Origin of the sequence: Nostoc punctiforme PCC 73102 (assembly GCF_000020025.1) — a bacterium.
Taxonomy (GTDB): Bacteria; Cyanobacteriota; Cyanobacteriia; order Cyanobacteriales; family Nostocaceae; genus Nostoc; species Nostoc punctiforme.
Genome location: NC_010628.1, coordinates 2,895,495 through 2,907,478 on the forward strand (window position 1 = coordinate 2,895,495; position 11,984 = coordinate 2,907,478).

The 11,984-nt window shown below is 43.6% G+C and carries 9 protein-coding genes and 1 pseudogene; 4 read left to right on the forward strand and 6 right to left on the reverse strand.

The genetic code is table 11. The features are described 5' to 3' along the window. Positions 1 to 156 precede the first annotated feature (156 nt). Both fabG and chrA read left to right on the forward strand, forming a co-directional pair. Positions 157 to 903: a 3-oxoacyl-[acyl-carrier-protein] reductase gene (gene fabG, locus NPUN_RS11785; RefSeq protein ID WP_012408912.1), complete on the forward strand. Its 747-nt coding sequence runs from the start codon at positions 157 to 159 to the stop codon at positions 901 to 903. Between the two features lie 394 nt (positions 904 to 1,297). After that, a complete protein-coding gene (gene chrA / locus NPUN_RS11795; protein WP_012408913.1) occupies positions 1,298 to 2,518 on the forward strand; it encodes a chromate efflux transporter in 1,221 nt (406 codons plus the stop codon). Positions 2,519 to 2,670: 152 nt separating this feature from the next. On the opposite strand, the gene NPUN_RS41765 is transcribed toward chrA, so the two are convergent. After that, on the reverse strand, positions 2,671 to 2,820 hold the full coding sequence (locus NPUN_RS41765; protein WP_167315611.1) for a hypothetical protein: 150 nt from the start codon (positions 2,818 to 2,820) through the stop codon (positions 2,671 to 2,673). A gap of 407 nt (positions 2,821 to 3,227) precedes the next feature. Here NPUN_RS41765 and NPUN_RS11800 point away from each other — a divergent pair, with 407 nt between their 5' ends. Further along, complete coding sequence (locus NPUN_RS11800) at positions 3,228 to 4,445, forward strand: glutathione S-transferase family protein (protein ID WP_012408914.1); 1,218 nt, start codon at positions 3,228 to 3,230, stop codon at positions 4,443 to 4,445. Between the two features lie 97 nt (positions 4,446 to 4,542). Here NPUN_RS11800 and NPUN_RS11805 read toward each other — a convergent pair whose 3' ends face one another. Both NPUN_RS11805 and NPUN_RS11810 read right to left on the reverse strand, forming a co-directional pair. Beyond that, a complete protein-coding gene (locus tag NPUN_RS11805) occupies positions 4,543 to 5,868 on the reverse strand; it encodes a DUF58 domain-containing protein (RefSeq protein WP_012408915.1) in 1,326 nt (441 codons plus the stop codon). A gap of 28 nt (positions 5,869 to 5,896) precedes the next feature. Next, positions 5,897 to 6,754 (reverse strand): nitrate ABC transporter ATP-binding protein, encoded by an 858-nt coding sequence (locus NPUN_RS11810; RefSeq protein WP_012408916.1) that lies wholly within the window; start codon positions 6,752 to 6,754, stop codon positions 5,897 to 5,899. On the opposite strand from NPUN_RS11810, the gene NPUN_RS11815 reads away from it, so the two are divergent. Further along, positions 6,749 to 7,102 (forward strand): hypothetical protein, encoded by a 354-nt coding sequence (locus NPUN_RS11815; RefSeq protein WP_234711093.1) that lies wholly within the window; start codon positions 6,749 to 6,751, stop codon positions 7,100 to 7,102. The genes NPUN_RS11810 and NPUN_RS11815 overlap by 6 nt on opposite strands. Positions 7,103 to 7,213: 111 nt before the next feature. Here NPUN_RS11815 and NPUN_RS11820 read toward each other — a convergent pair. From NPUN_RS11820 to NPUN_RS11830, 3 genes and pseudogenes are all read right to left on the reverse strand, one after another. After that, positions 7,214 to 9,213: pseudogene (locus tag NPUN_RS11820) on the reverse strand (ABC transporter ATP-binding/substrate-binding protein). Between the two features lie 115 nt (positions 9,214 to 9,328). Further along, positions 9,329 to 10,168: a nitrate ABC transporter permease gene (gene ntrB / locus NPUN_RS11825; protein ID WP_012408918.1), complete on the reverse strand. Its 840-nt coding sequence runs from the start codon at positions 10,166 to 10,168 to the stop codon at positions 9,329 to 9,331. A gap of 82 nt (positions 10,169 to 10,250) precedes the next feature. Next, the gene (locus NPUN_RS11830) at positions 10,251 to 11,633 is read right to left on the reverse strand and encodes a CmpA/NrtA family ABC transporter substrate-binding protein (protein ID WP_012408919.1); all 1,383 of its coding nucleotides are present in this window, start codon (positions 11,631 to 11,633) and stop codon (positions 10,251 to 10,253) included. Positions 11,634 to 11,984: the final 351 nt, after the last annotated feature.

The window sequence follows — 11,984 nt, forward strand, 5'->3', positions numbered from 1 at the left end:
GCCTTATCCCAAAACTAAATACAAAAATATCTAATTTGCAGGATGACAGCAAGATTGTCACCCTAAAGAGTGAGATTCTATCCAGACAATATTCAGATGTTCCCTAAATCACCATAAGATAATTAGCGCGGTATTTCTAAGATTGAGGAACATTAAATGACATTATTACAAGGTAAAGTCGCAATTGTCACAGGTGCATCACGAGGGATTGGCAAAGCGATCGCAATTGAATTAGCTTCACAAGGAGCGATCGCAGTTGTCAATTATGCTAGTTCGAGTGCTGCGGCTGAGGCAGTTGTTACAGAAATTACAGCAGTGGGAGGTCAGGCGATCGCTATCCAAGCAGACGTTTCTAAAGGCGATCAAGTAGATGCACTAGTTAACGCCGTCATGGAAAAGTTTAGCCGTGTGGATATCTTAGTCAATAACGCAGGGATTACCCGTGACACACTGCTTTTGCGTTTAAAGCCAGAAGATTGGCAAGCTGTGATAGACCTTAATCTAACTGGTGTTTTCTTATGTACACGCGCCGTCAGTAAAATCATGCTCAAACAGCGATCGGGTCGAATTATTAACATTACCTCCGTTGCTGGGCAGATGGGCAACCCAGGTCAGTCCAACTACAGCGCCGCCAAAGCAGGTGTAATCGGCTTCACCAAAAGCGTAGCCAAAGAACTGGCTACTCGCGGTATTACCGTTAACGCCGTCGCCCCTGGTTTCATCACTACCGATATGACCAGCGATCTCAATAACCCCGAAGATATCCTAAAATACATCCCCCTCGGTCGCTTCGGTCAGCCCGAAGAAGTCGCTGGAATGGTGCGTTTCCTCGCCGCCGATCCCGCAGCCAACTATATCACCGGACAAGTTTTTAACGTCGATGGCGGAATGGTCATGGCTTAAATAGTGCTGAGTTAAGAGTTATTGCAAGGAGGCAGGACAATACTTTTCGGTTAAACCCAATAATCTCTCTTTTGATCTGGGGAAAGGTTAAAGGGGAAAGGGTTTGAATTTCCCTTTCCCCTTTCCCCCAAAACCCGAAAAGTATTGGGAGGTAGGAGACAGAGGGTAGTTTTCCTGCTGCCTTCATCTGAAGAGATATATTTACGTTGACACACAACATAATTCTTCTGTAGAGTGAGTGCGTAATACCGTTTCACTTTCAGGTTGATAGAAATAGACCGCAGGGGACAGAATTAGAGACAAATATATTTGTATCAAGCATTTCGTGAAATGGTATCAGCCCTAATCTTTTAAGATTAGTCTAAAACTGAATGAGAAATATTCCCTAGCAAAAATGACTAACTCAACACCAAGTCGTTTGGGTGAACTCGCCAAACTGTTTTTTAAACTTGGCGTTATCGGCTTTGGGGGCCCGGTTGCCCATATTGCCATGATTGAAGATGAAGTGGTTAAGCGTCGTCAGTGGTTGACAAGGGAGCATTTTCTGGATTTGCTGGGCGCAACTAACCTAATTCCTGGACCAAATTCCACAGAAATGGCTATCCATATAGGATACATCTATGCAGGTTGGCTGGGGCTGATTGTCTCAGGTGTCTGTTTTGTCTTACCTGCGGTTCTAATTACTGGGGGGTTTGCTTGGGTTTATGTTGCCTACGGCACTTTACCTCAAGTAGCTCCACTCTTTTATGGCATTAAACCGGCTGTTTTAGCAATCATTCTCAATGCCCTCTGGGGCTTGGCAAAAAAGGCTGTGAAAACTCGCCAATTGTTAGTGATTGCTTTGGCTGTGGCATTAATGACATTATTATTCAAATTAAATGAAGTAATTGCCCTATTAGTTGGGGGATTGCTGGGTATGGTTTGGTTACATTCTGGCGATAAAAACGACAAACCAGGAGATAAAGCCAACTTTCTAATTGCTAGTCTCAGCACAGGTGCGACTTTAAAGGCATCAACGGTTGTTGCTGCATCGGTAGCTACCGCATCTACTGTAACCAACGTTTCTTTATGGCAGTTGGGTTGGTTTTTTCTGAAAGTCGGTAGTGTCTTGTTTGGTGGTGGCTACCTTTTGGTGGCTTTTCTCCAAGGAGGATTAGTTCAAGAATATGGCTGGCTGACACAACAGCAGTTGCTAGATGCGATCGCAATTGGTCAATTTACTCCTGGGCCAGTACTTTCGACTGCTACGTTTATTGGTTATATCATTGCCGACATCCCTGGCGCAATTATTGCCACAATCGGAATTTTTCTACCTTCTTTTGTTTTCGTTGCTGCCCTGAATCCCTTGATTCCCCGTTTACGGGCCTCTTCTTGGAGTAGAGCATTTTTGGATGCTGTGAATGTTAGTGCTGTAGCGCTAATGGTTGTTACCACCCTGCAACTGGGTGCAGCCACCTTAACATTACCACAAGCCCCATTTGTAGATTTTCTCGGCTTGGCGATCGCGATCGTCTCAGCCATTTTAGCTATTCACTTCCGCATCAATGCTGCATGGCTAGTTTTTGGTAGTGCTTTTATTGGATGGGGCGCTACACTCTTGGGCTACACTCGTTGAAATTGCATATTTTATCAAAACAGAATTTTGGAGTCATGCGATTTCTGGGTGAGGCTGCGCCAAATTTTCTAGGCAATAGGCAATAGGCAACAGGTATAAGGGTTTTAGCCTATTTCATCTTTATTTACATAGTTTGATTTTATTGTGCCAACTTACTTACGTTCCTCATATAGTTTGGCGCAGGGACTTCCAAATAAAAAAAATCCTAAAACTGACTCAAAAATCTTCTCTATTTCTCCTGTCTCTGTGTTCTCTGCGTCTCTGTGGTAGCCTGCGGCAAGCCGCTCCGCGTCTACGTTCATTTGGATAATTTATTTCTTGGAAGTCCCGCATCTTCATACAGAATTGGTATCATAACCTTCGCCAGAGCTTTTTAAACAAGCCAAAAATATAGATATACTAAATCTTGCTTTCAAACTATTTTCATGTGATAATCACCATTAACTCCGGCAATATAGTGAAGTTACTGTAGTTTACCGATAGTTGAGCAATTAAGTTTTTATCTGTTTAAAGACTATAAGCATGGTAATAGACATACCAGTTTCTAGCTTGAGGGCTGCTATTCAGAAAAAGTTTGCTACTTTGTGTAGTAGCAAACATCACATTTGTGCATATTTAAGTTTAAAGTTCTAAATATTTAAAGATAAATTCTTTGTGCCAATTTTTATCTATATTTCCATTACCTAATCTAAATTTGTCAAGGTGAAATATGTCAATTCAAGACACCGTATCTAATTGGGAAGAACTATTAGAAATTGCCAAAAAAAATACACCTGCTCGACGGGTGCGTAGACCAGGGCAATCCCCTTCCACCGCTCCCATTCCTAGCAGCCTTCATAAACTACCACCAGATACAGAACCGCCAGTATTGCTCTACCGCGATACTAACTCTTGGTGTCCATTTTGCGAACGGGTTTGGTTTGCTCTTGAAGAAAAAGAAATTCCCTTTGCAACGGAGTTTATTGACTTAACGAACAAGCCTAAATGGTATACGGATTTAGTTCCTACAACCCTTGTTCCGGCTGCCAGAATTGAAGGAAAGTTAGTCTATGAATCTAAAGATATTCTGTTAGCACTAGAAGAACAATTTGGTTCAACTTTGCTTCCTGAAGACCCAGAAGAAAACGCTGTTGCTAGGCTGTGGCTTGAAGAAGCTGAAACCAATGGTGTGAGAGATATCGCTTACAAATTTCTCCGACAAGCCCCGGAAGATCCTAATGAATTAGCAAGCCTACAGACAGCTTTTGAAGCTAAATTAGACGAACTTGAGCAACTTCTAGGAAAGTATTCTGGCCCCTACTTTTTGTCAACATTTAGCTTGGTAGATATTACCTATAGCCCCCATTTAGATCGCTTGGCGGCTAACTTACCTGTTTATCGGGGATATCACCTCAAGGGAAATCCTCGGTATCCTCGCATCAACGCTTGGTTTGAAGCACTCAAACAGCGTCCTGCTTATCACCGCGTCAAATCGGATGATACCACCAACAATTTACTTTTGCGTCGTCGATGGGGTGTGATACCAATCAGCAATCCTTTGCCCCCAGACCCAGAAATTAGCCAGGAAATCCAATTTAGGGCAGAGGCAGCTGAGAGATTGACTGATAACCGAGAAGTTGCTTTAGGAGACATCCTGAAAAACTCCGGGGTGCAAACATTGGCCGTTAATGGCGACACAACAGCCGTTAAAGAAGCGGTTGATTTCCACCTCAGATTGCTGGCTGACTATCTGATTAATGGCAATGGTGCAGCATTACCGTGGGGGCGCGTGGGTGGTAAAGACAACGCCGATCCTACTATAGCTGCGGTTGGAGCCATCACACTTGCCTATGTGAGAAATCGCATCTGTGCGCCACGGGATATGAGTGCTGGTGCAGCAACTGCATTCCGGGCAGCAGCAGATAAGGTGTTGGCATCTCTTTATTAGCGATCGCTACCGACAGGTTAAGATCCGATCTCGCATAGTGGTAGTCTGGACAATTTCTAGCTACCACTTTTTTCTGAAAATTAGTTTTGCGTCTCTACTAAAGTTGATTCCGCGCTTTGAGTTGCAGATATTGCTCAACTACCCGATCGGCAATTTGATTTGCTGGCGCATCTAGTACCAATACACCTTTTTGTTTCAATTGAGCAAATGCTACTTGTCTTTGCATTAATAAATCAAGTGCCACTGCACGCGCATAAGCATCTGTAACATTATCTGTAAAAGTGTGTGCCAAATGGTCAACTTGTGGATCTCGCAAAGCAACACAAAATGGTAAATAGCGAGGCGCTAACTTGGAGAGTGCAGCCAGGAGTTCCATAGAGGCGGTGACATCAACTAAGTCAGTAATTACAACTACAAGCGCCCTCCGAGTTTGTCGCTGTAAAACATTTGTTACCGCCCCCAAATAATCAGATTCAAATAATACTGGTTGAATTGGAGTCAGGCGATCGATTAGCTGATTCAAATGATGTTGACCGCGTTCTGGGGGAATCCAGGTGTGCATCTGGCGGTCAAATACACCAACACCCACGCGATCGCCTCGATGTAAGCCCGCCAATGCTAAGGATAAGGTTGCATTCAAACCCCAGTCAAATCGCTGCAAGTTCTGCACCTTTGCAGTCATTAAGCGTCCGCGATCGAGCAAGATTAATAAAGTTTGTTCCTGTTCTGGTTCTAGAACCCTTACCAGTGGCGTTGCATTCCCATAAGCACCAACCCGACGGGCGGTAGCTTTCCAATCAATAAAGCGCAAATCGTCACCAGTGCGATAGTTCCGCAGTTCGGCAAACTCTGTACCAATACCAGTTTTACGAGATTGGCGCATCGATCCTGATGATTGCAATGTCAAACGAATTGTGAGCGATCGCAATCCCACCAAATCAGGATAAACTTTCACTGGCAGACTTTGGGGAATTTGCCAATCGTCCCAAGCTAATCCCCAAATTCCCAACTGTCGGACTTGAATATTTCCCCAAGGAAACTCACCGCGCTGTTTTGGGTTGACAGTATATGTCAATTCCTGTGTGGTATTACTGGGAATAATAGCTCGGTGTGTGGGTGCTGATATACCAAAACCTGTTGGGTAGTAATCGCAGATTTCAATTAAGGCGTTGGTATTTGGCGATGTTACTTTTAGCATCACCGGATTATCCCGCCCAATGGATAATCGTGAGGGTAATTCGCGGGTAATTTGCACGCGAGAACGCCGCACCTGCAAACCGTCTGCAACCATCAATCCAAGAATTATGGCATTAAATAGCACAATGATGGCGATGGTTACTTTAATGCTGAGAAAAAGGTATAGGATCGGGGCGATCGCTATACCTAAAACCAGCAATAAATAAACTCGTTTGGAAGGAACCATTTTAGAAATTAGGAGAATGACGATTAGTTTAACCTACGTCATCATGGGCAAAGCGATTAAAGAGGAAGTCTAGAGCATAATTACGTAATTGGTAGTATTGTGGATCTTCCATGATGCGGGCGCGATCGCGGGGACGAGAAAAAGGAATTTCCATGACTTCGCCGATTTTCGCGTGTGGGCCATTGGTCATCATTACCAATTTATCTGCTAAAAATAGTGCCTCGTCGATATCATGGGTAATCATCAGCACTGTACAACGGTTATCGCCCCAAATTTTTAACAGTTCTTCTTGTAATTCTTCTTTGGTGATGGCATCTAGCGCCCCAAAAGGTTCATCTAAAATTAAAACTTTCGGACGAATCGCCAAAGCACGCGCGATGGAAACCCGTTGTCTCATCCCACCGGACATTTGCATTGGTTTCTTTTCCATTGCATCAGCCAGTCCCACCATTGCTAGGTGGTCGCGCACGATCGCTCTTTTTTCAGCTTGTGGTTTGTTGGGATAAACGGCGTTAACAGCTAAGTAGATGTTTTCAAAGGCAGTTCGCCAAGGTAACAGGGCATAGTTTTGGAAGACAACCATCCTGTCTGGGCCTGGTTTGGTAATGGGTTCTCCTTCCAGCAACACTTCCCCAGAGGTGGGAAAGTTAAAACCGGATACCATATTTAGTAGTGTCGATTTGCCACAGCCAGAGTGGCCGATGACGCAAATAAACTCGCCCTGTTCGACGTTAAGGTTAACACCGTCGAGTACGGTGAAGGGGCCTTTCTTTGTGGGATAGACTTTGGTAACGTCTTTAATTTCTAGGAAAGGTCTGCGGCTGGTGGTTGCAGTTGCGAATGGTTTTCCTAGTAGGTCTGTAGTTGTTGAGTTGCGGTTTTGCATAGTATTTGGTATTTGGGTATTGGGGACTGGGGACTGGGGATTAGGGATTGGGGACTACTCGCTGCAAGAGGTTTCTTAATGAAGTTCAAAAACTCGTTAACGGAGTTCAGAGGTTCATTAATGGAGTTCAAAGGCTCGTTAACGGAGTTCAAAGGTTCATTAATGGAGTTCAGAGGTTCATTAATGGAGTTCAAAAACTCGTTAACGGAGTTCAGAGGTTCATTAATGGAGTTCAGAGGTTCATTAATGGAGTTCAGAGGTTCATTAATGGAGTTCAGAGGTTCATTAATGGAGTTCAGAGGTTCATTAATGGAGTTCAAGAGATTTTTAACAATTAAAATTATTTAATGTTGTGGGGTGGGCATCTTGCCCGCCCGTAATCAGAGGCGGGCAAGATGCCCACCCCACAAGAAGTAAGATGTCTTACTCCTTCCACTCCCTCTTTCTGTCACGATTTTTTTATGACGCAAGTTTTCTTCTTGGTGCATCAAGAACAACTTCCGCGATAAAAGATCACATTTAATTTTCAAGCTGTTGAGATAAGCGATCGGATCGTCGGCGTTAAAGGGGGTGCCATCGAACAGTTTGATCGGTTGGCGAATATAGCTAATATCCAAACCTAATTCTCGTGCGGCGGTGCTGAAAACACGCACTCGACAAACCCGTTCAACAACTTCTACCCAATTTCTGGGGAAGGGAGTGTCACCCCAACGCGCCAATTGACTCATAATCCAAATTTGTTCGGTGCGACTGGGGCGGTTAATGGCAGATTCAGAATAAAACTGGTGATGAGCATAGTCGCGCAACGGATGATCTAAACTACAGACATTACTATCTGGATCTTCGAGTTGAATGTATTCTAAATCGGTACTAACATAATCCCGCCCTGCTAAAATTTGGCGAATTTCTTGGGCATTGTCGGGATTTGCACAGTACTGGCAAGCTTCTAGCAAAGCTTTGGTCAAAGCAATATGTGTATTCGGATAAGTTTCTGCCCAATCTTCCCGCACACCAAGAACTTTACCGGGGTGTCCCAACCAAACTTCTAAGTCGGTAGCGATGGTAAAGCCAACACCTTCCACAGCCGCGCGGTAGTTCCAAGGTTCACCCACGCAGTAACCATCAATGCTTCCGGCTTTTAGGTCAGCTACCATCTGCGCTGGGGGAATAGTCTTCATGTCCACATCGCAATCCGGGTCAATTCCACCAGCCGCTAGCCAGTAACGCAGTAGTAAGTTGTGCATAGATGCGGGATGCACTACCCCCATTGTGTGCCGTTGTTCGCGGGTGCGAAGCAGGTATCTTTTGAAATCTGATAAGGTTTGCACGCCTTGGTCGTAAAAGTGTTTTGCCAAGGTGATGGCGTTACCGTTGCGAGTCATGGTAAGGGCGGTGACAACGGGCAGAGGTTGATTATTATGTCCTCCCAAAGTTAACCACATCGGCATCCCTGAAGGCATTTGAGCCGCATCCAAATAACCGCCACTTATGCCATCGACGATACCCCGCCAGTTGCTTTCGCGCACGAGGTTAACTTCATCTAAACCATGCTTGGTAAAAAAGCCTTTTTCTTTAGCAACTGCTAAGGGGGCGCAAGCTGTCAGAGGTAAAAAGCCAATTTCTAGATTAACTTTTTCTAATCCATGACGGGCAATGTCAGCAGTTTTCCGCGCCCGAATTTTCTTAATCCGTTTCTGCTGATTGAGGAAGTAAATCATCTCACTCCGCAAGCTGTAGTAGCTGGGATGTTCTACTACTTCCATCCGCTTACGGGGTCTGGGAATATCCACTTCGAGAATGTCACCAATTTTAGATTCGGGGCCGTTGGTTAACATGACGATTCTGTCAGATAACAGCACCGCTTCATCGACATCATGTGTCACCATCACAGCGGTAACTTGATTTTCTTCGCAGATTTGCATGAGTTGTTCTTGCAAATTGCCGCGTGTGAGTGCATCCAATGCACCAAAAGGCTCATCTAGCAAGAGTAATTTGGGACGAATTGCTAAGGCGCGGGCGATCGCAACTCGCTGCTTTTGTCCACCTGATAACATTCCCGGTTGTTTATCAGCATGGGGACGCAAACCCACCATATTTATATGTTTTTCGATAATGGCGTTGCGTTCATCTGCGGGTAAACCCTTCATTACCGAGTCCACGGCGAGGGCAATATTTTCTCTTACCGTCCGCCAAGGTAATAGCGAATAATTTTGGAACACCACCATCCTGTCTGGGCCGGGTTTGGTGATTCTTTGTCCTTCTAGGGTGACAATACCCTCAGTGGGCAAATCCAAACCCGCAATCATATTTAATAAGGTGGATTTGCCGCAACCGGAGTGACCAATAAGAGAGACAAATTCTCCTTTTTTAATTTGGAGATCGATTCCTTTGAGGGCGATATATTTGCCACCACCAGTTAATTCAAAAACTTTTTCAATTTGATCGACAGCTACAAACATAAGATATTCGGTATTTGGTATTTGGTATTGGTCATCTAAAAGAGGCAAAGGGGTGGGGTGCAGGGGACAGAGAGGAAAACTCCTCTCCCTTGCTCCCCTGCTTCTTCCCCATTACCTATTTCTGTTCTGCTGGTAAAATCTTGTTTTGCAGCCAACCCATCGCTTTATCTAAGAGCAACCCAACAACGCCGATATAAACTAGAGCTAAAATTACTTCGCTGACGTTGTTATTTTGATAGGCATCCCAGATAAAGAAGCCGATTCCAACAATACCGGACATGACGATTTCTGCGGCGATAATTGCTAACCAAGCTAGACCGATTGCAATTCTCAAGCCAGTAAATATGTATGGTAATGCCGAAGGTATCAAAATATTAGTGAAATATTCTTTGCGGCTAAGTTGCAGAACTTTGGCGACGTTGTTGTAATCTTGGGGAATTTGGGTAACGCCGACAGCAGTGTTAATTAATATGGGCCAAATTGCAGTAATGAAAATTACGAATAAGGCAGCTGGTTCGTTTTGTCTTAAAGCTGCTAAAGAAATAGGTACCCAAGCTAGGGGTGGTACAGTTCGCAGTAGTTGAAAAATGGGATCTAAAGCTTTGGACATGGTTTTATTGACACCAATCAAAACACCCAAGCCAATACCAACGATTGCAGCTAGGGTATAACTAATGGCAACTCGTTGCAGACTAGCGAGAATCTGCCAAAACAGACCTTTATCAATACCACCTCGGTCATAAAATGGCCAGAAAATCAAAACCCAAGTGTCTTGGATAACTTGTATTGGGCCTGGTAATGTAGCTCCCGGAACCCAAGCGAAGAGTTGCCAGAGAACGAGGAAAATTGAGATGGCGATCGCTGGTGGTATCAGGTCAGGAAATTGCTTTTGCAGACCGGAAATAAAGCTATTATTCAATCTAGGGTTTGCAGGGCGTTTTTGAGCTATTGTCATGATGTTGTATTTTCCGCAAATTTTATTTGTTATTTGTCATAGACGCGATTAATCGCGTCTCTAAAAGTGATGAATCGTGCCTCTAAATACTGACTTTTTTGATTTTCAAACTCTTCAAATATTCTTCTGGCTTTTCGGGGTCAAATTTGATGCCATCAAAAAACTCTTCTACACCACGGGATGTATTTGTAGGAATATCGGCAACGGCAATTCCAGCTTCTTTGGCAGCTTCTTTCCAAATATCTTCACGGTTGACTTTGTTGATAAGTTCTCTAGCCTTAGCAGCATTATTGTCTACGTAATCTTTTGGCAAGAATCCCCAACGCACGTTTTCAACTATGAACCATAAATCATGACTCTTGTATGGATAAGAAACATTTCCTTTTCCATCTTTCCAGTAATAAGCAGCCATTGATTTATCATCAATTTTGCGACCATCACCCATGTCATACTTCCCTTGGTATGGATCAGCCAGTATTTCTGGTGAAGGAAGATTGAAATAATTTCGTCCAGCCAAAATCTGAGCCGCTTCTTTGCGGTTATCAAAATTATCTAGCCATTGTTGGGCTTCCATAATTCCTTTTAAAATTGCTTTGGTAGCCTTGGGATTTTTATCAACCCAATCGCCTCTCATGGCAAGATATTCTTCAGGATGATTCTTCCAAATTTCTGCGGTTAATGCTGCTAAGTAGCCGATTTTGTCTTGAACCAGGCGATAAGGCCAGGGGTCGCCTGTACTAAAGGCATCCATTGTTCCTGTTTTCATGTTGGCCACAGTTTGCGCTGCTGGTACTGTGAGCAACTTGACATCTGCATCTGGATCTAAGCCACCTGCTGCTAACCAGTAGCGAATCCACAAATCTTGGTTGACGTGGGGAAAGGTGAATGCAGCCGTGAAGGGTGTTGAAGATTTTGATTCCTTAAGCAAAGACTTAGCGCCAGCGAGTTGTAAACTAATACCTTTGCCTTGGTGCTTGTTTGCGATCGCAATTCCATTTCCATGTGTAATTAATTGACATAAGACATACATGGGAATTTTTTGATTGCCTTTGGTAATTAAACCTTCTGTGATTAAATGTGGCATTGGCATCTGCCATTGACCGCCATCTATACCACCACCAGCAGAACCAATTTCTACGTTGTCCCTTGCTGAACCCCAAGAAGCTTGCTTGGAAAGGTCAACATTAGTCATGCCATACTTGGCAAAAAAGCCTTTTTCTTTAGCAATAATTAAAGGAGCCGCTTCTACAATAGGAATATACCCAAGCTTGACTGTAGTAGTCTCTGGTGCTTGTTCGGAACTAATATTAGCAACCGACTGAGCAGTTGGTTGTGCTTTAGTGCTTCCACCAGTTAAGTTTTCGGGGGGATTACCCAAACAGCCTTTAAGGAATACAGCACTTGCAGATGCTCCGGCTGCGAAAATGAATTTGCGGCGAGAAATTTGATTAAAAAATTCTGTCATAATATCTCCTTTGAAGGTAAATTTTATTTTTTATAGCTATGACAATTTAGGCAAAAAACATTATGTTTATTGCGCTATTTAATGATTAATCAAGCTATATTTGACAATGTAAACGCAGCCATTTCACCAATGACCCGTCTACTTATATAAAAACTCGGCTAATTTATTGGCTCTGCTCTAGTGTGACGCAGAGGCATCATTCACCTTGTTGAAATCAGTTTACAGCCTTTGAAGCCAAATTAGTTCACTCGGTATCTCGAATTATTAAACAAATATTAGATTGGATGCATAAGGAAAAATTTATCTATTTTCCTTAACTATAGTAATAATTTCTAATATCAATACCGTTGC

Bases quoted from the DNA above. Each gene is read 5' to 3' on its own strand.
- NPUN_RS41765 (WP_167315611.1), bottom strand. From the start codon at position 2,820: ATGAACGTAGACGCGGAGCGGCTTGCCGCAGGCTACCACAGAGACGCA.
- NPUN_RS11805 (WP_012408915.1), bottom strand. From the start codon at position 5,868: ATGGTTCCTTCCAAACGAGTTTATTTATTGCTGGTTTTAGGTATAGCG.
- fabG (WP_012408912.1), top strand. From the start codon at position 157: ATGACATTATTACAAGGTAAAGTCGCAATTGTCACAGGTGCATCACGA.
- NPUN_RS11800 (WP_012408914.1), top strand. From the start codon at position 3,228: ATGTCAATTCAAGACACCGTATCTAATTGGGAAGAACTATTAGAAATT.
- chrA (WP_012408913.1), top strand. From the start codon at position 1,298: ATGACTAACTCAACACCAAGTCGTTTGGGTGAACTCGCCAAACTGTTT.
- ntrB (WP_012408918.1), bottom strand. From the start codon at position 10,168: ATGACAATAGCTCAAAAACGCCCTGCAAACCCTAGATTGAATAATAGC.
- NPUN_RS11810 (WP_012408916.1), bottom strand. From the start codon at position 6,754: ATGCAAAACCGCAACTCAACAACTACAGACCTACTAGGAAAACCATTC.
- NPUN_RS11830 (WP_012408919.1), bottom strand. From the start codon at position 11,633: ATGACAGAATTTTTTAATCAAATTTCTCGCCGCAAATTCATTTTCGCA.